Origin of the sequence: Rhizobium sp. AN80A (assembly GCF_030053015.1) — a bacterium.
Taxonomy (GTDB): Bacteria; Pseudomonadota; Alphaproteobacteria; order Rhizobiales; family Rhizobiaceae; genus Rhizobium; species Rhizobium metallidurans.
Genome location: NZ_JASJPX010000001.1, coordinates 938,399 through 956,402, shown reverse-complemented (window position 1 = coordinate 956,402; position 18,004 = coordinate 938,399). Strand labels below are relative to the sequence as shown.

At 62.8% G+C, this 18,004-nt stretch carries 11 protein-coding genes and 4 pseudogenes; 4 read left to right on the top strand and 11 right to left on the bottom strand.

Annotation, left to right across the window (positions count from 1 at the left end; translation table 11 throughout):
• Positions 1–328: 328 nt before the first annotated feature.
• Both P3R82_RS04460 and P3R82_RS04455 read right to left on the bottom strand, forming a co-directional pair.
• The gene (locus P3R82_RS04460) at positions 329–1,576 is read right to left on the bottom strand and encodes an O-antigen ligase family protein (protein WP_283193157.1); all 1,248 of its coding nucleotides are present in this window, start codon (positions 1,574–1,576) and stop codon (positions 329–331) included.
• Between the two features lie 301 nt (positions 1,577–1,877).
• Positions 1,878–2,820 (bottom strand): annotated as a pseudogene (locus P3R82_RS04455) (glycosyltransferase family 2 protein).
• A 290-nt stretch (positions 2,821–3,110) separates the two neighbouring features.
• On the opposite strand from P3R82_RS04455, the gene P3R82_RS04450 reads away from it, so the two are divergent.
• On the top strand, positions 3,111–4,169 hold the full coding sequence (locus P3R82_RS04450; protein WP_283193156.1) for a DNA topoisomerase IB: 1,059 nt from the start codon (positions 3,111–3,113) through the stop codon (positions 4,167–4,169).
• Between the two features lie 39 nt (positions 4,170–4,208).
• Here P3R82_RS04450 and treZ read toward each other — a convergent pair whose 3' ends face one another.
• The 3 genes and pseudogenes from treZ to P3R82_RS04435 form a co-directional block, all read right to left on the bottom strand.
• Entirely contained in the window at positions 4,209–5,978 is a 1,770-nt protein-coding gene (treZ, locus tag P3R82_RS04445; RefSeq protein WP_283193155.1) for a malto-oligosyltrehalose trehalohydrolase, read from the bottom strand.
• 100 nt (positions 5,979–6,078) lie between these two features.
• Positions 6,079–8,566, bottom strand: a pseudogene (gene treY / locus P3R82_RS04440) (malto-oligosyltrehalose synthase).
• 100 nt (positions 8,567–8,666) lie between these two features.
• Positions 8,667–9,404: pseudogene (locus tag P3R82_RS04435) on the bottom strand (endonuclease/exonuclease/phosphatase family protein); the annotation flags it as partial.
• Between the two features lie 65 nt (positions 9,405–9,469).
• Here P3R82_RS04435 and P3R82_RS04430 point away from each other — a divergent pair.
• Positions 9,470–10,441, top strand: a complete 972-nt coding sequence (locus P3R82_RS04430) for a lysylphosphatidylglycerol synthase domain-containing protein (RefSeq protein WP_283193154.1) — start codon at positions 9,470–9,472, stop codon at positions 10,439–10,441.
• On the opposite strand, the gene P3R82_RS04425 is transcribed toward P3R82_RS04430, so the two are convergent.
• Complete coding sequence (locus P3R82_RS04425) at positions 10,391–11,926, bottom strand: phospholipase D-like domain-containing protein (protein WP_283193153.1); 1,536 nt, start codon at positions 11,924–11,926, stop codon at positions 10,391–10,393. The genes P3R82_RS04430 and P3R82_RS04425 overlap by 51 nt on opposite strands.
• Positions 11,927–12,115: 189 nt before the next feature.
• Here P3R82_RS04425 and P3R82_RS04420 point away from each other — a divergent pair, with 189 nt between their 5' ends.
• Positions 12,116–12,373: a YMGG-like glycine zipper-containing protein gene (locus P3R82_RS04420; protein WP_183898479.1), complete on the top strand. Its 258-nt coding sequence runs from the start codon at positions 12,116–12,118 to the stop codon at positions 12,371–12,373.
• A 150-nt stretch (positions 12,374–12,523) separates the two neighbouring features.
• Positions 12,524–13,063, top strand: coding sequence for a hypothetical protein (locus P3R82_RS04415; RefSeq protein WP_283193152.1), 540 nt, complete (start codon positions 12,524–12,526; stop codon positions 13,061–13,063).
• A gap of 12 nt (positions 13,064–13,075) precedes the next feature.
• Here the strand turns inward: P3R82_RS04415 and P3R82_RS30210 are convergent.
• The 5 genes and pseudogenes from P3R82_RS30210 to P3R82_RS04385 form a co-directional block, all read right to left on the bottom strand.
• Positions 13,076–14,535 (bottom strand): annotated as a pseudogene (locus tag P3R82_RS30210) (aldo/keto reductase).
• A gap of 4 nt (positions 14,536–14,539) precedes the next feature.
• Complete coding sequence (locus P3R82_RS04400; protein ID WP_283193149.1) at positions 14,540–15,511, bottom strand: branched-chain amino acid ABC transporter permease; 972 nt, start codon at positions 15,509–15,511, stop codon at positions 14,540–14,542.
• Positions 15,508–16,419, bottom strand: coding sequence for a branched-chain amino acid ABC transporter permease (locus P3R82_RS04395; RefSeq protein ID WP_283193148.1), 912 nt, complete (start codon positions 16,417–16,419; stop codon positions 15,508–15,510). Before P3R82_RS04395 ends, P3R82_RS04400 begins: the two co-directional genes overlap by 4 nt.
• A complete protein-coding gene (locus tag P3R82_RS04390) occupies positions 16,416–17,156 on the bottom strand; it encodes an ABC transporter ATP-binding protein (protein ID WP_283193147.1) in 741 nt (246 codons plus the stop codon). Before P3R82_RS04390 ends, P3R82_RS04395 begins: the two co-directional genes overlap by 4 nt.
• The gene (locus tag P3R82_RS04385) at positions 17,153–17,962 is read right to left on the bottom strand and encodes an ABC transporter ATP-binding protein (protein ID WP_283193146.1); all 810 of its coding nucleotides are present in this window, start codon (positions 17,960–17,962) and stop codon (positions 17,153–17,155) included. The genes P3R82_RS04390 and P3R82_RS04385 overlap by 4 nt, the downstream gene beginning before the upstream one ends.
• Between the last annotated feature and the right edge of the window lie 42 nt (positions 17,963–18,004).

Here is an 18,004-nt window from a genome sequence, read left to right as displayed (position 1 = left end):
AGTGCCCTGCAAGACCTTCGACAAAATTTATGGACGCTCTCAAAGTCTCCGTCAACGACCGACTGGTCTTGCCGACGCCACCTTTCGGCTGCGTGGCGAGGGCAGCCACTGCCCGTTTGACGGGGAAGACAGGCCGTCCATTCTCCATTTGGAGGGGCTGCGACATAATGACTTTAAATTGTGAGCGACTCGCGGCCCGCAACAACGGCGTATCAATACACCGCGATATACACATCTTGTTGCCAACGTTACTTTGGCGGAATTGATTTTCTAATCCTATGGCCGACGAGCTGGCAGCAAGGCGCCGAAAGCCAGGGACCTTCCGACATCAAGACGAGGCTCGGGTCGGGCGGCGACCGCCGTGGGGCGCGCGCGTTCGCAAAGATCGCCCCGCAGGCTTGCCGGCACGCTCCGTGTCCAGCAGCCAGACGCCGCAACCCACGAGGAAGAAGAACCAGGAGTATATTGCGGCCCAGAAATGGACCGTCGATCCGACGATAACGAAAGTGGCGATGCAGATCAGATAGCCTCTCCTGTAGGGCTCAAGCGCTGGCGCGACATCCCGTTTGCGAGCCAAGGCGGTCCAGATGGACAGAATGGAAACGAAGAGGATTATGAGCGATGGCAAACCATAGCGCATCGCGGTCAGCAGCCAGAAATTGTCGACCGTGGTGCTTACCATCCACGGCGGGCGGACCCAGTCGGCCTGCCCGATGCCAAGCAGTGGATTGTTCATGACGGAAGCCGAACCGTAATCCCAGATGAGAAGACGGTACCAACCAGTCTGTCGATCGAATGTGAAGTGTGAAATGTAGAACTGCACCGGGGTCTGGTTGGATCCGAACTCGACGACCAGGTAGCTTACAAGCGCGATCGCCCAGAGCAGCTTCCACTGCCACCAGAACCGCCCCAGCGCCATGGACCAGATCAGCAGAGCCGCCTGCAAGGCGACGCCGGCGATCGGCGCGGAGGAGAGAGACAAAAATGTCGTCGCGACGAGCAGGCTTACGGAAAGCCAGCGCCCGAAAATCAGTCGCTTCGAAACATCCACCGAACCCGCCAATGCGACGAGACTGCCGCAGAACACGCCGAAAAGAATGGAGTGGCTGAATGGGCCTTGCACGCGATACACGCCCATACGCGGCGGCATTGGCGCCAATTCGACAGTGGGAAACACTTTGCCAAACAGTTCCAACAGGATCGCGCGGCCGGTCATCCACTCATAGAGGGCGAAGGGAAGCAGAAGCGCGATGAGCTTGACGGCAAACGCCACCATGTTGCTGAAATCCTCGGCGCTGCGAATATAGCATCGCGCCAGCAGGTAGGCTCCCATCCCATCGATGAAGTATGACGCGCTCGGCTGCAGCGCAGCCGGGATGCCAGCGGCGGCGGTGAGGGCAACGGCGATCCAAACGCAATAGAGAAGAACGCCCAAATCGGCGGCGCGAACTGGACCGGCCTTTCCTGTGAGCCAGGACGCCAGCGATGGCATCAGCGTCATTATCAGCACGATGCGGTAGACCGGCAGGTTGACGCCCGCCAATGGCACTACCCATGGAATGATGAGGCCAATCATGAAGAACTTCACCGCTGGATGAAGGTCTGCCTTTGACTGTTGCGCGCGCTCAGAAGGCAGCGCCCGTGGCCGTCGCGATCCAAAGTTTGCAGTGTCGTCCCGCTCCGCCTGTTCCTCCAGCCTGCCGCCGATTTCCCGTACGCTGGACGTCGCGCGCCTAGACATGAAGCGGTCCGCCCGCACTTACCGCCGTTGCTTCAGTCCGGCCTCGCTTTACCATTCCGTGCGAGCCGGAAAAGCGATCGTGAAACCAGAGCGAAACCGCAGGAATGCATGGTCGGCGATCAGCCCGTCTCATCCATCAACTCCTGAGCAGCATGAAATCGGCACCTTTCAGCAGCGGCCGTAAGGAACTCGAGAAGGCTGCGCGGTGTGACGGATTGCGCCAGCAGCGCAGCGCCTCGCCGGTGGCAACGGCGGCGCGGAACACCAATGTCGCAAGAGTGCCGTGGCGCAAGGCATAGTAGCGGATCCGGTTTGCGGTCTGTAGCGCGAAAAGCTTGGGATTTCGACCGCTGCCTCCACCAGCGTGCATGACCTTGGCACGCGGCTCGTAGAGAACACCGAACCCGGCCTCCCGCACGCGCCGGAGAAAATCGACTTCCTCGCTATACAGAAAGAAGGACTCGTCCCATTGACCGGCTGCCTTGCGCGCCTTTGCCGATACGAGGAGTGCCGAACCCGTCGCCCAGTCGACCAGACCGGACCTATCATAGGAACTGGCTTTGGTTATCGTCTCACCCAGGCCGAGTCGACCCGCGATGCCACCACCCAAAAGCGCGTCCGCCCAGGCCGTCGTCATCGACGGTTCGCGCCTTAGGCTTGGATCGACATGCCCCTCTTCGCTGTAGTTCGTGGGCACAACGACACCCACGGACGGGTCGGAAAGCCGTTCGAGCAGCGGCATTGCCGCATTGGGATAGAGACGCAAATCAGGATTGAGGACGAGAATGGCGCGATCGTCGTCCACTGTCGCGACAGCGGCGTTGATTGCCGCAGCATAACCCGCATTGCGCCCCATGCGGATCACTCTCGGGCGGACGGGATGCGCTTCAGCCAACTCTGCCGATCCGTCATGAGAGGCGTTGTCCGCGATCACGATCTCGAAAGCGTCCACCCCTTCCAAGCCGGAAGGTATCAGAATCGAGCAGCGGAAGCAGAGCGTCGGCACTGTTGTACGTCACGATCACCACAGCCAAACTGGTCTGGTCGTCTCGCCGATCTCGTTGTGTTTTGCCTGACATGTGTCTCTTCCTCGCCTCGTCCATTGTCCTGTGGCGACGCCCGCTCTCGTATCCCCAGCCATCCGAGGGTCCAGCCGTCACATACGGTGCTCGTTTTTATTTAGTCATCACGAGCCGCAGGAAGGTAGTTAAACAAAAGTACAATTCGGGCGTAAGGCTTAGCTTGACTTTGCGCGCTACGCTGCGCAGCAACGGGCCTGCTCCATACGGTCCAGGCGCGCTGGCGGTATTTAGCCAAGCCTTTGAAGTTGCGATGGGAACTGAATCCCTGGTCGCGGTGTTTCTGCGACATGGATCAAGCGATCAACCAAACGGATGTCAGCGCAGCTGCGTTTATGTCGTCTCGACTGGTTTACACCACGGATATCGAGAGTGGCATCACGCGCAAGGCGGGGAAAAACGGCTTCCTCTACTACGCGCCCGATGGGCGTAGGATTACGGACAGCTTGGAAGTTTCACGGCTGAATGCGCTGGCCATCCCGCCTGCCTATACCGACGTTCGCATATCTCCCAATCCTCTATCACATCTGCAGGCGATCGGTATCGATGCGCGCGGACGCCGGCAGTATCGTTATCATCCTGAATGGCACTCGGAACGCGCGCGCGCGAAGTTCGACCAGTTGCTGGCCTTCGGCGAACGCCTGCCCGACATACGCGCGCGTGTCGATGCCGATCTGCGCGTGCGGGCGCCGACGATGGACAAGGCATTGGCCACCATCGTCTGGATGCTCGACAACCTCTACATCCGCATCGGCAATGCCGCATACGCGGAGGATAACGGCTCCTTCGGCCTGACGACGCTGCGCCGAAGGCATGTCAAGACAGACGGTTCGCAAGTGAAATTCCGCTTCAAGGGAAAATCCGGCAAGGAATGGAATCTGGTTCACACGGATCGACGCATCGCGCGCGTCGTCCGCAGCCTGCAGGAGCTCCCGGGGCAGCAATTGTTCCAGTATGTGTGCGAGGACGGTAGCCGCCGGCAAATATCCTCCCAGGACGTCAACGCATATATCCGCGACGTATCGGGGGACGAGTTCAGCTCCCGTCAATTTCGAACCTGGGGGGCGACCTGCGCGGCCGTTACCGCTCTGACGCCTCTGGAACTTGCCGCCACCGAGGCCGCGATCGCGCGGCAAATGAATGAAGTGATCGATGCGGTTGCCGCCATGCTGGTCAACACGCGCGCGGTCTGCCGCTCGTCCTACATCCATCCCGCCGTGTTCGACGAGTTCAAGGCCGGCAGATTGGGCCAGTTGCTGCGCACGAGACCAACGCGAAGCAAGCGTTTGTTGAAGTGGATGGATGCGGAAGAAGCGCGTGTGCTGGGGTGGCTGAAATCGGTATCCTGAACAGTCGCGTTTTCGGGCCGATGGTCCGGGCGTTGCACGTTAGTCGCTACTGACGCTCCAGAAGACCGACCATGGCGACAGGTTTCCGCCGGATGACGAACCCAGGCTGAATAGCATCCCGGTGTCGTCCATCAAGGTGTCGGTTGCAACTGTTTCGTTCCCAAGGTTCGCCCGCAGGCGCAAGTGGCCGCCGGTGGCCAGCGGCCAGTCGATCGCGACCGCCGTGAGACCGGAAGGGGCGATGATTTCTCCGCGGCGCATCCCGGTCAGCAGCGGAACGATCTTCTGGTGGCGGATGGCGAGTAGCGCGGCGTAGAAATCATGCATGGCGGCGGCGGCCGGCTCGTTCATGCTCGACCAGTCGAGCTTGGCCATCTCGAATGTCGATGGCGCGGTCGGGTCGAGAAGGTCGTCGGCATCGAAGCCCGGCAATCGCGACAGCTCTTCGCGGCGTCCCTTTCGCACCATCTCGTTCAGCTCGTCGTTGAGATCGCAGAAGTAGGGGAACGCATCCCGCGCGCCCCATTCCTCGCCCATGAACAACATCGGTATCTGCGGCGCCAGGAGATAGACGGCCGCCAGCGCCTTGACGATGTGAACAGGCTGCGCGGCGATGATCCGGTCTCCCATCGCCCGGTTGCCGATCTGATCGTGGTTCTGGATGAAGGAGACGAAAGCCGTTGGTGGCAAGTCGCGCGTGCTCTTGCCTCTGCTGTCGCCGCGATAGGGCATGTGCTGGCCCTGAAACACAAATCCTTCGGCGAGCGACCGCGCCATCGCTTCGCTATCCTCGGCGTAGTCGGCGTAATAGCCGAAGCGCTCGCCGGTGGTGGCGACATGCAGCGTGTGGTGGATGTCGTCGTTCCATTGGGCCGTGAACAGGGTAGCTTTGCCGTCGCTCGCGCGCTTTAGCAGATCGCTGTCGTTTTCCTCGTTCTCGACGATCAGGTGAACATGGCGGGTACCGGCGGCCGCGCGCACGCGCCGTGCAAGCTCCAGCAGGAGATGCTCTTCGCTACTGTCCTTGATGGCATGAACGGCGTCCAGCCGCAGCCCGTCCAGCCTGAAAGCCGTGACCCAATGGATGGCATTCTGGATAACGAACTCGCGCATCGGCAGCGCCGTAGCGCCATCGTAGTCGATACCCTTTCCCCACGGCGTCTTGTGCCGGTCAGTGAAGAGCGGCGCGTAGAGAGGCAGGTAATTGCCGTCGGGGCCGAAGTGGTTGTAGACGACATCCAGGAGGACCGAGATCCCGCGCTCGTGCGCGGCATCGACCAGCGGCATCAAGTGCTCCGGCCTGCCATAGCTGCTGTCGGGCGCATAGGGCAGCACGCCGTCGTAGCCCCAGCCATACCGTCCCGGAAAATCGGCAACCGGCATCAGCTGGATCGCCGTTACGCCCAGCCGCGCGAGGTGATCGAGACGCCTGATTGCCGCGAGGAAGGTGCCCTCCTCGGTGAAGGTGCCGACGTGCAGCTCGTAGAGCACGGTCTCTTCCCACGGGCGCCCAAGCCAGGCTTCGGTCTTCCACCGATAACGCGCGAGATCGACGACTTCACTGAAACCGTGCACGTCCTGCGGCTGAAACAGTGATGCCGGATCGGGCACGTGCAACCCATCTGGGAGAACAAATCGGTAGGACGTGCCGGCAGCGGCGCCGGCAACCTCGAGTTCGTGCCATCCATCCGCGCCTTGATGCATCGGCTGCGGCTCATGACCGTCCAGCTTCAAAGCGACGCTGTCGACAAGAGGAGCCCACAGGCGGAAGGTGACGCCTGTGTCGGAGATGACGGGTCCGAATTTCATATCAGTCACACGAGGCCTTTCGGTAAAATCGGATCGGCAGCCCAACGTGGTTGCCGCGCAAAAGTTTGCGTCGTTGCGATCATGATTGGTCACGACGGCGTCATAGGTGCCGTCCGGCGGGTCCGTCGTTCTGCAAGAGCGCGACCGGTTGCGTCCCCAGTAGCTGCGTCACGGGAACCGACGCCGTGGCGTCGATGGGCCTTTGCGTCAGGAGATCGTGTGTCGGACCGCGCAGCTCCGAAGGCAGCATGACCACGGTGTCGCCCCAGAATTCGGGGCCTGCATAGAGCTTGCCCGGCTCCAGCTGCCCCAGCATCATGCGCGGTGTCACCGTGACCGTGAAGGCATCGTCCAGTCGTCGGCCGAACGCGACGACATGGTTGCTGCGGCTTCCCGTGACCGATAGCGGCAGGTAATCACCGTTGGCGAACAGAGCAGGCAGGCGTTTGCGCAGATTGAGGCCAATGCCGATCATGCGCTGCTTCAGGGCTGGAACGGTCAGCTCAGAGATCGTCTCTCGCGTTGCCAGCATGCGGGCCAGCGCCTTGGTGTCGATCGGGCGCCGGTTGTCGGGATCGACGAGACTGAAGTCGCAGGCTTCCGATCCTTGATAGATGTCGGGCACGCCGGGCGCCGTCAGCTTGATCAGTGTCTGCGACAGGCTGTTCAGATATCCGGCGGCCGCCACAGGCCGGAGCGCTTCGGCGAAGTCCTCGTGGAAGGTCAGGCTGGCGGAGGCGGTCAGCGCCGCCGCATAGTTTCTGACCGCCGTCTCATAGTGCTCGTGCGGCTCGTTCCAGTTTGTCGCGAGCTTGGCTTCCCGTACGGCCTTTTCAGCATAGGCGACGAAACGATCCGTCAGGCCTGCGGCGGCGCCGTCGCGAAACTCCTCGGGCCATATGCCCGCAAGCGCCTGGTAGAGCATCCATTCGACATTCGCGTCGGGCGTCAGGCCCGCCGGCAACTCGGTCAGGTGGTTGCGGTTCATGTCTCGCCAGCGCTCGACGCCGAGCCGCCACACATCAGGCTCCTCGCTCAGCGCGTAGAGGCGGGCGCGGGCGTCTTCGCCGCGCTTGGTGTCGTGGGTGGAGGTGGCCGACAGCCCGTGCGGCTGAAGCTTTGCCCTTTGCTGCATCAATGCGTGAAACGCATCGACGCCGCCCGGCGACCGGTCGGGCTCGCCGCCGACCTCGTTGGCGCCAAGCAGGAGATTGTGGCGGTAAAACAGCGTGTCTTCCATGGCCTTGGCCATGATGGGCCCGCTCAGCTGCTGGAAGCGCCGCTGGAACTCCTCGGCGCGGGCGTCGCCATCGAAAAGCCCCGCCACGGCTTGCAACGCATCGCTGTCTCCGCTCTGCCCTGCCGCTTGATCAACGGCCGCCTCAATGAGCCGGCGATCACTGTCGGACAGTTTTCCCTCGCGGCCATAGGTGCGGTAGAAGGGAAACGCGACGAGCAATTCCCTGATCGCCGCCGAAAGCCGCTTTTGGTCGACATCAGCCAGAAGCGAATGCGCGATTGCCACCAGTCGGCTCGTCTCGCCTTCTAAGTTGCGATCGATCATCAGCAGCTTGGCCTCGCGCAGGCCAGCCGCGAAATCGGCGGCATCCGGCGAGAGACTGGCATAGGCATCACCAAGCTGCCGCATGCCATCGGGATCGATAAAGAGATTGCTCAGCGCCGAGATGAACTCGTAACCGGTCGTGCCCTCGATCGGCCAGTCGGCGGGCAGTGTCTCGCCATGCCCGACAATCTTCTCCGCAACGATATAGATATCGGAGCCAACGGCCGCGCGCAGTCGATCGAGATAGCCCGCGGGATCGGCGAGACCGTCTATATGATCGAGCCGCAGCCCCTGCACGTAGCCAGCGCGGATCAGGTCGAGCACGAGCGCATGGCTGTCGGCAAACACCTGCTCGTCCTCGACACGCAGGCCGACGAGCCCTGTGACCTCGAAGAAGCGCCGGTAGCTAAGCGTCTTGGCCGCATCCTGCCAGAACGTCAGCCGCCAGGGTTGCTGATCGTGGATGCTCGATATCAGCGACTGATCCTTCAGATCCCCGAATATCCGGCCGGTGCTTCCCGGATTGAGCGGCAGCCGGGTCTCGAAATAGGCAAGCGACCACTCTTGGGTCCGTGCATCGCGCTGCAACTCGAATTCGTTGTCGGCTAGGGCGTCTTCGAAGGTCTTTCCCAATATCGGCAGCGTCAGCCGCTGGCTCCAGTCGATATCGAAATGGCCTGCATATTTGCTGTCCGCGCCGAATTTAAGGACATCCGCCCACCAGGCATTTTCCGTGGAGGCGGCCATGTGGTTCGGCACGATATCGAGGATCAGGCCAAGACCGTCGGCCTTCAGCGCAGCGCTCAGTCGCTCGAAGCCGTCGGGGCCACCGATCGCGGGATCGATCTCGTTGCAGTCGGTGACGTCGTAACCATGCGTTGATCCGGAGGTGGCGGTGAAGATCGGGGGAGGCATAAAGATGGCTGACGCCGAGCGATTTCAGATAGGGGATGAAATCGATGGCGGTGTCGAATGTCATTCCATCTCGAAACTGCAACCTGTAGGTCGATGTCGGTATCGTCATGTGCCGCCTCTGGTGGGATCGCGACACTGCAACAGCGCCAGCGCGTCTTTTGTTCCTCAATTTCCGCCACGATCATCGCGAAGCGGGATCTCAGCGTGATCAGCAATGGCAGATGATCGGAGGCGCGCCTTGCCAGCGGCGTGGCGATGACGTCGGCGGTGCTCACCGTCAGGTCGTCGGACAAAAACACGTGGTCGATCCGCAGCAACGGAAAACGCGATGGAAAGGTTGGCCTCGGCCGTCGCGTCCCGCTCAACTGCGCGTCGCGGAACCGGCCGGCCAGCATCCTGTAGGCCGGCGATGATGGCCACGCGTTGAGGTCGCCGCAGACGAGTGATGGTGCCGTGTTAAAATCCGGGCTCCCGATCCACTCGTCCGAGAGCAGTGTCTGCACCTGCCTGACGCGGTCGATGTTGCGCAGGCCGAGATGGGTGTTGAGCACGTTGAGCTTGCGTCCACCGATGTCCACCTGCGTCCAGATCGCGCCACGCGTCTCACCGATCGAGGGCAGGGGGCCGGCCTTCATCAGCTGTGTGGGAAAGGCGGTCAGGATCGCGTCTCCATACTTCTCCTCCCGCACATGAAGCGCCGGGTGAAAATGGGCCTCCATCTTCAAAAGCGTCGCGATCAAGTGCGCCTGATCGATGCCGCCGGTTCGCTTGCGCCCGACATCGAGCTCCTGAAGCGCGATGATGTCGGCGCCGGATTGGGCGATCACATCGGCGATCCTGCCGGGATCGAGATGCCGGTCGGTGCCGATGCAGCTGTGCACATTGTAGGTGAGGACTTTCAGTTCCCGGTCTTCAGGTTCGTGCGAAGTGTCTGTCGATGCGCTCATCGACAGGGAACCCGATTTCATCCTGTTTCGTTCCATTGCTGGAAGATCAACGAAATGGAATGTTCATGTCGGCGAAGCGTGTCCTCATCAATGCAACCCTGGTTCTCGGACTGCTGCTCGCGGCCTACCTCCTCTACAAGGTTTTCAGTCGCTACTCGATCGATGAGATTACACGCTCGATCGTCGCCATTCCGGTCTCGCGGCTGCTTTCCGGGTTGGGTTTCGCAGCACTATCCTATCTCTGCCTGACGGGCTTCGATTGGATGGGATTGCGCTATGCCGGCAAGCCGTTGCGCTATCCGAAAGCGGCGCTCGCCTCCTTCACGGCTCTCTCCATTGGCCACAATCTCGGCGTGGCCGCGTTGAGCAGCGGCGCGGTTCGCTATCGCTATTATGCGCGATGGGGCTTGAGCGCCGAGGAAGTGGCGAAGGTCATTCTGTTTTGTGGTGTCACGGTTGGCATCGGGCTGTCGGTGCTTTCAGGACTGGCGCTTCTGATCAATCCGCGCGATGCGGCGAACCTGCTTGCCATGAGCGCCGATGGCCTGTTCGTGCTGGGTCTCGCCTGCCTCGCCGTCCCCCTGGCCTATGTCGTTCTCGCCGCGACCGTTCGGGCGCCGCTGCGCCTGTGGAAGTGGAGCTTCGAGATGCCGCGCGTCGAACTGGCGATCGGCCAGGTCGTCATCGGCACGCTGAACTTCGTCTTCGTCGCCGCCAGCCTTCATCAGATGCTGGCGGCGCAGGGCGATGTCAGCTTCGTGCAGACGGCAACGGCTTTCGTGCTCGCCAACATCGCGATCCTCCTCACCCATGTGCCGGGAGGTCTGGGCGTTCTGGAGGCAACCGTCAGCCATGTCCTGCCGGGCGCGGCGTCGATCGGTGCGCTCGTGGCGTTTCGGGTGATCTATTTCATCCTGCCGCTGTTGATCGGCATTGTCATTTTCGCCATCAGTGAAGTGGTGCTGCGCAAGCGCGGCAAGGCCGCATCAGAAGATCGCGGCGGCCAGCCGTCCGACGCGCAGGCGCAGCTTCTGTAGCGGCCAGTAGGGACGTCGGGGGTCAACGAGTGTTGTACCCGTCAGCGGCGACGTCTCGCCTTTCGAGACGTCGATGGCGAAGTGCCGCAGCCCGCGCTTGCCGACATTCAGTGCTTCCACTGCGGCATTCAGAGAGCGCATGCTCAGTTCGGTCTCGCGCACGGTCTCCGGCGTCGTGTCCAGATGCTCGGCCAGCAGCCGGTAGCGCAGCGTCGAAATGGCGGTGCGATGCGCATCGGTCGAGGCCTCGATCGCCAGATCGCATTCCGTATCCAAACCCTCCGACCGGTTGTTCAGGTTGGACGAACCGATGCGGATGAAGTGGTCGTCAACGATCAGCAGCTTGGAGTGAATGACCAACTCCTTCTCGCCGCCCTTCTTGTCGGGGACCACGGCATACATGACGCGCAGCCTATCATAGTGGTCGATGCGCTTCAGACGGCGGATCAGCCTGTCCCGATTGTTGCCCATCGTCAGCTTTTCGAGAAAGCCGTGGGAGCTCTTGGTGACAAGTACGGTGATCTCGGGACCATCACTTTCTTTCAGTCGCTTGGCGATGGTGCGCGCCACGCCGAAAGAAGCCAGATACTGAGTCTCGATGTAAATCAGCCTGCGCGCGGCCTTGATCGCGTCGCGCGTCAGCCGGAATGCCTCGTAGTGGCCGCGCTTCCCGATCAGGCCGGGCTCCGTCAGCGCGATGGCGGCGGTCGCGTTCGCAAGGTCGGGAGTGACGCCTGCCGGCCATGAGGCGCCGCCCGCCGGGGATGGCGCCGGGCGCTCGCCGGTGGCGCGCTTCCATCGTCTGCGCGCGACATCGCCGATCAACCGCGCCGCGTCGCCCGATACCATCGACTGCATGTCGTGGACGGGATCATAGGGGGTACCATCCGGCGACTTCCGCAGCGTGTTTGTCATCTTGTGGTCCGGCTCGTCCCAGCGCCTGGCGGTCAGGTCGATGCCGCCGAGAAAGGCCAGGCCGTCGTCGATCGAGACAAGTTTCTGATGATGGCATCCGCGGATCGGGTGGCGCAGATCGAAACGCATGCTGATCTGCGGATGGGAGGAGAATTCGCTTTCGCGGAAGAGACGCAACGATTTGCCGGAGTAGATCGGCCCCATTCCCCATACCAGTATGCGGATACGAAGATCCGGCTTCTCATCGGCGAGCGACAGGAGAAGCTCGCCCAGCGTCTCAGAACTCTGATGAGGGCGCAGCCTGATATCCGGGTTGAAGTCCCAGCCGACGATCCAGATCGTATGAACCGCCTTGCGAAGGGCTTGATCGAGCGCCAGAAAGTAGGCGGCGCCATCGATCAGGAAGGCCGCCTTGTCGACCTGGCCGACCTGCCACGCGTTGCGTCGCTGGCGAATGATACCGCCGGGCAAGGCGGGAAGAGAAGCTTCTTTTCTGCGGGTTGCTCGTTTCAGGAATTCGGTTGCCTTTGACGCCTTGCGGCGATCGGCGATGGGTTGAAACTCTGTCATTCTGCTGTCCGGCGCCCCGCTTGGTATTTAACCTGGCCGTAACGCTCGAATGCATGAGTTGTTCCATCGTGGTGCACGGCATTTTCGAGGCCGGCGCCGGACCGCCGCACGGCGCGGAAGCCGGGCGCGGAACGAAAAGCCGTTTCAATTGTTTACTTCACGGTAAAGGATGAGCCGAGGAGTGAGATTATGATCAGAACTATACTATTGGTAACAGCGGTCGCGGGCGGTCTGGCATCGTGCACAGCCACCGAACAAGGCACGGCGATCGGCGCGGGGACCGGTGCCGTCATCGGTGGCGTGGCCACCAATAGCTGGGGTGGTGCTGCCGTCGGCGCCGTGGCGGGCGGCGTGGCCGGTGCTCTGATCGGGCAGTCGCAGGAACGTCGCGGCTACTGTGTCTACCGCGACCGCTATGGCCGCACCTACGAGGCGCGTTGCCGCTAAGCGCTCCATCCGGAGAGAAATAACAATCGACGTGCGTGATGCCTCGCCGGTATAGCGTGCGCCGAATTATGACTGATCGGCGCGAACATCGCCCCCGCGCCATGATGCGGACCCATTCTTTTGCTGATGAGAACCCATCGGCAACGCGTCTTGGGCGAGCGCATGAACTGGATAAATCGTTATATCGATGAACCGCTGCTGCAGGGTGCGGCAACGGTCATGAAACTCTGGCATGGCCGTACCGGTCAGCGGCCGGACCTTCTCGAGCCGGTGTGGAACCTTCTTTCCATCGCTTTTCTGCTGATCGCGGGCCTGCAGTTGCTCGCGGGCGAGGTGCTGTGGCTGAGCGAGGCGGCGCTCGTGATGCTCGCGCTGCCATCGGTGCTGACGCTGTACAAGGCGAGCGCTGCTTCGGCCGACTACGACTTGAAAGACTACAAGGCATTGCGGGCCACCGCTTTGCAGAAGCGCGAAAACGAATGGGCGTTGCGGCTCGCGGTCGTCGTCGGGGCGTTGGTCCTGCCGCTCGCCAGGCCCGTCGACGATGTCGCGAGCGCCTATTTCATGCTCGGCGCATGCCTCTGGTTTTCGCTGACGGCGCCAGCGAGATTCTATTTGAACGCGGCCGAGCCGCCGACGCCTGACGAGGGCGATCGACTTTTCCGACCTGCGCTCGGCTCGGCGGCGTAAGCTCATAACCGATCAATCGCAGATCGCTTCCGCCTCGATCTCCACCTCGTAGTCGCCGACCAGATTGCCGGCTTCGATCAGGGTGTTGGCGGGGAGAACCGAGGCGAAGGCGCGTCCGTGCGCGCGCGACACCGGCTCCCATTGGCTGGCATCGCGCAGATAGATGCGGGTCCTGACGACGTCTTCCATCTTGCCGCCGAGCGCCGAGATGGAAGCGGCGATCTTGTCGAGGATGTAGGTCGCCTGCGCGCCCGCATCGCCTGATGCTACGCAGCGGTTCGTGCCATGCGTCGCGGTCGTGCCGGAAACGAGAATGCGGTCCCCCACCCTGACGGCGCGGCTGTAGCCGGCGATCGGCTCCCAGATGCTTCCGGAAGAGACTCGCGAACGGCCTGGACGACCGGGCACGGGTTGAGCCGTGTAGATGGACGGAATGGCATCCAGATGGTGGCTGAGATCGCCGGATGCGGTGAGGAATGGCGGCTTGCGGTATTCGTCGCCGCAATCGCCAGGAATGGGTTGCGTCTTGGCGAAGGCGGCGTTCAGTGCGGCGTGATCCTCTTCGTCGAGCGCGAAGGAGAAGACGTTCAGATTGTCGCCGCGATGCTCGTTTTCGCCGATCCGCGCGCCGACTATGGTGGCGGCGACGGCGTCGTGTTCCAGAACCCAGCGGCTCGCGACGTTGGAGATCGACACGCCATGCTTGGCGGCGATGGCGCGGCGGCGCCGAGAATGCCCTGGAAGCCTTCCCAGCCGCCGGCGGCGTCGATGAAGCGCTTGTACTTCGAGCGGCTCCAGTCGGCGATCGATGTCGGTTCCGGCTGGCCCAGCCACTTCTCGGAGAGGAATCCGCCGCAGAGCGTCCCATAGGCGAGAAGTTTGACGCCGCTTTCGGCGCAGAGCTTCGAGAGCGCGCCCGCGGCGCGGCGGTCGACGAGCGAGAACGAGACCTGATTGCTGGCGATCTCGATGCCATCGGCGAGCGCAAGCGCCAGATGTCCGGCATCGAAATTGGTGAGGCCAAGCGCGCCGATCAGGCCTTCCTCGCGCAGGCGCTGCATCTCGTGCAGGGCGTCGAGCCATGCCGGATGCTCGAAACTCCACCAGTGGAATTGCAGGAGATCGACCTTGTCGACGCCAAGCCTAGTCAGCCGCTCCTCGACGCCGCGGCGCACGACGTCAGCCGTCATCGGTCCCGGCTCCGGGCACCACTTGGTGAAGGCGACCGGCCGCTGGCCATTCTGAAAGCGCGACAGCAGTCGCCCCGTGATCAGTTCCGCCGAGCCGTAGTGATCGGCCATGTCGAACGTGTCGAAACCATCTCGCGCATAGGCCTGCAGCACATCTGCGCCCCTATCGGGATCGATCAGCGTGCCGTTCTTCTCGATGTCGGCCACCTGCCAGAGACCGCAGACGATACGGCTGATGGAGAGATCCTTGGTGAGCGCTATGCGTGGAGGCGTGGTGGACATGGTTCTATTCCCTGGATGTCTGTTTGCGCTTGCCCGTCAACGAAGCGAGCTCGTTGGAGGCGCCGAGAATGCCGCGCGGGCGCAGGAGCAGGATGAGGCAGAGCCCGACGCCGATCATGACGATCTGCAGCGATGCCGCGCGGGCCTGCTGTTCGGGCGGCACGAAGGCGGAGACGGCGGCGGCCGACAGCGCCCACAGACCCCAGACCATAACCGCGCCAAGAATGGCGCCGCGATTGTTGCCGGAGCCGCCGACGATCAGCATCGCCCAGACCTGGAAGGTCAGGATCGGCAGATAGTTGTCGGGCGCGATGAAGCCGATGAAATGCCCTTGCGCGGCACCCGCCAGCCCCATGATGGCGCCGCCGATGGTGAAGGCCTGCAGACGAAAGCGGATCGGTCGCTTGCCGAGCGCCTGCGCCGCGCTCTCATCCTCGCGGATCGCGCGCAGCACGCGGCCCCAGGGACTCCTGGCGAGATGCTGTAGCGCCAGATAGAGCGCGAGTACCACGCCCGCCATCAGCGCGAGGTTTGAAAGGGAAAATGCCAGCGGATCACCGGCAAGGTTGCCGAACGGGCGCGGAATGAAGCCGATACCGAAGGCGCCTCCGGTCAGCGGCTGCAGGTTGAGCACGCAGAGCTGCACCGTGACCGCCACGCCGAAGGTGGCGATGGCGAGGTAATCGGATCGTAGCCGAATGGTCAGCGCGCCGACCAGCCAGGCGGCAAGCCCCGCGAACAGCGCGCCGCCGAGCCAGCCGATGGCGATCGGCATGTCGAAACCGCCGAAGCGGCCGGGCGCATCCGGCGTCGTCAAGAGCGCGGATGCGTAAGCGCCGATCGCGACGAAGGCGGCAATGCCGACGTTGAAGAGACCGGTCTGGCCCCACTGCACATTGAGGCCGAGGCACATGATGGCGTAGGTGAGCGCCATGGTGAGGAAGAAGGCGGCGTAGGCGATCAGATCAAGGCTCATGCCGCTCTCCCGAACAGGCCGCGCGGGCGAAGAAGCAAGACCGCCACCAGGATGACGAACGAAACAGCCGCCCGCCACTCGGCGCCGACGATCTGCACGGCCGCCGCTTCCGACAGGCCGACGATCAGGCCCGCGATCATCGCGCCGGGAACGCTGCCGATCCCGCCGAGGATCGCGGCGGCGAACAACGGCAGCAGCAGGTCATGGCCGAGATAGGGGCGGATCTGCACGAGGAGCCCGGTCATGATGCCGGCGATGCAGGCAAGGGCGGCGCCAACGAACCAGACGACGCGGATCACACGGCGCACGTCCACGCCCGCGATGCCCGCCAAAGCCGGATTTTCGCTGACGGCGCGCATCGAGCGGCCGATATCGGTGCGGGTCATCAGCAGGTGGATGGCGACGACCGCGACCACGGACAGGCCAAGCGACAGGAGCTGATCGGGCGTGGCACGCAGGCCGCCGCCGATCTTCACGGCGATCTGCAGCGCCTTGGTGTAATAGGCCGGCTTCGAGGTGAAGATGAATTCGAGCAGGCTGCGCAGCGCAAGCGAGGCACCGAAGCTTGCCATGACCAGGATGATGATCGCGCCGCCGCGCGCCCGCAGTCGCCCGAACAGAACCGCGTCCACCGCGAGCGCCAGCAGGCCCGTGAGCAGGATTGAAACGATGGCGGCGAGCGGCAACGACCAGCCGAAGGAGAAGGGGCCGATCGGCTTCGTCAACATTGTCGACAGGAGCCCGAGGCCGCCGCTGACGGCGAGAGCCAGATAGGCGCCCCAGGAAAGCATCTCGCCATGCGCGAAATTGGCGAAGCGCAGGATCGAATAGGTGAGCGTGACGCCGATGGCGCCAAGGCCGATCATCGCGCCTGCGACCAAACCGTCCATGAGAAATTGCGGGTTCATGGTGCCTCCGACGCCTGCTTGCTGGTGCCGAGATAGAGCTTGGCGATCAGCGGGTCGCCGAGCAGCGAGGAGGCCTCGCCCTCATGCCTGATCCTGCCTTCGACCAGGATGACGGCGCGGCTGGCGATCGCCAGCGCTGCCTTGACGTTCTGCTCGACGAGAATGACGGTAACGCCGGCGGCGTTGATCTCCTTCAGCATCGAAAACACCTCGCCGACGATCTTCGGCGACAGGCCGGCCGAGGGTTCATCGAGGATGAGCACGGCGGGATCGACGATCAGCGCGCGGGCGACGGCCAGCATCTGTCGTTGCCCGCCCGACAACGCGCCGGCAAGGCGCGAGGGCTTGCTGGCGAGATCGGGAAAGCGGCGATAGAGCGCGGCGATCCGTTCGGCTCGCTGCGCCTTCGGCAGGACAGCTGCGGCAAGTTGCAGGTTTTCGTGGATGGTCAACGTCGCGAAGATGTTTTCCGTCTGCGGCACGAAGGCGAGGCCTTCGCCGATCTTGCGGTGGGACGCGACGCGGGTGATCTCTCGCTCGCCCAGCATGACGCTTCCCGAGTGGATCGGCACAACGCCGGCGATGGCTTTGACGAGAGTCGACTTCCCGGCGCCGTTCGGCCCGAGCAACACCAGCAGCTCTCCAGGCGCCACCGAGAGATCGACGCCGCGCACGATCGGCAGGTCGGGTTCGTAGCCGGCGACCAGCGCGCGGGTTTGAAGCGCCGACGCGGTCATGCCGCCGCTCCCAGATAGGCTTCGATGACATCGGGGTTGGAGGCGACGTCGGCAGGCGTGCCCTCGGCCAGCGGCTTGCCGAGCGCCATGGCGACGACACGGGTACAGAGGCGCGACACCATATCCATGTTGTGCTCGATCAGCAGGATCGACTTGCCCTGCGCATTGAGCTCCAGCACGCGTTCCATGATCGTTTCCAGAAGCGCCGGATTGACGCCGGCCGCGGGTTCGTCAAGCAGGATCGCCTGCGGATCGGCCATCAGTATCCGCGCCAGTTCCAAAAGCTTGCGCTGTCCACCCGAGAGAACCTTCGCTGGTTGCCCCTCGAGACCCGACAAGGTGACGAACTCCAGCAGCGCGCGCGCCTTCTCGATTGCCAGCCGCTCCTGCTGTCTGACATGGCCGAAGCGCAGGAAATTCGCGAACAGCCGCTCGCCGTCCTGCACCTGCGCGCCGACGAGCACATTCTCCAGGACAGTCATTTCGAGAAACGGCTTCGGGATCTGAAAGGTGCGGCCGACACCGCGGCCAATTCTCTGTTCCGGGCTTTCCTGCGATACCTCGCGGCCACCGATCCAGATCTCACCCGATGTCGGTTTGAGACTTCCGGCGATCAGATTGAACAGCGTCGTCTTGCCGGCGCCGTTCGGGCCGATGAGGCCGACCATCTCGCCTTCGCCAAGCCTGAGCGACATGCCGCCGACGGCCACATTGCCCTGAAACGACTTCACCAGTTCACGCGCGTCGATCACGGCTCTGGCGGGTTCTGCCGCTTTCGATGGGGCGTCTGGCACTGGCAAAGGCATGGAGGAAAGAAGTCTCTTGATTTGATTGGTGATGTTTGATCA

Excerpts from the sequence above, each read along its gene's own strand:
- treZ (WP_283193155.1), bottom strand. The coding sequence starts at position 5,978 with ATGAAATTCGGACCCGTCATCTCCGACACAGGCGTCACCTTCCGCCTG.
- P3R82_RS04385 (WP_283193146.1), bottom strand. The coding sequence starts at position 17,962 with ATGCCTTTGCCAGTGCCAGACGCCCCATCGAAAGCGGCAGAACCCGCC.
- P3R82_RS04420 (WP_183898479.1), top strand. The coding sequence starts at position 12,116 with ATGATCAGAACTATACTATTGGTAACAGCGGTCGCGGGCGGTCTGGCA.
- P3R82_RS04400 (WP_283193149.1), bottom strand. The coding sequence starts at position 15,511 with ATGAGCCTTGATCTGATCGCCTACGCCGCCTTCTTCCTCACCATGGCG.
- P3R82_RS04460 (WP_283193157.1), bottom strand. The coding sequence starts at position 1,576 with ATGATTGGCCTCATCATTCCATGGGTAGTGCCATTGGCGGGCGTCAAC.
- P3R82_RS04395 (WP_283193148.1), bottom strand. The coding sequence starts at position 16,419 with ATGAACCCGCAATTTCTCATGGACGGTTTGGTCGCAGGCGCGATGATC.
- P3R82_RS04430 (WP_283193154.1), top strand. The coding sequence starts at position 9,470 with ATGTCGGCGAAGCGTGTCCTCATCAATGCAACCCTGGTTCTCGGACTG.
- P3R82_RS04425 (WP_283193153.1), bottom strand. The coding sequence starts at position 11,926 with ATGACAGAGTTTCAACCCATCGCCGATCGCCGCAAGGCGTCAAAGGCA.
- P3R82_RS04450 (WP_283193156.1), top strand. The coding sequence starts at position 3,111 with ATGGATCAAGCGATCAACCAAACGGATGTCAGCGCAGCTGCGTTTATG.
- P3R82_RS04390 (WP_283193147.1), bottom strand. The coding sequence starts at position 17,156 with ATGACCGCGTCGGCGCTTCAAACCCGCGCGCTGGTCGCCGGCTACGAA.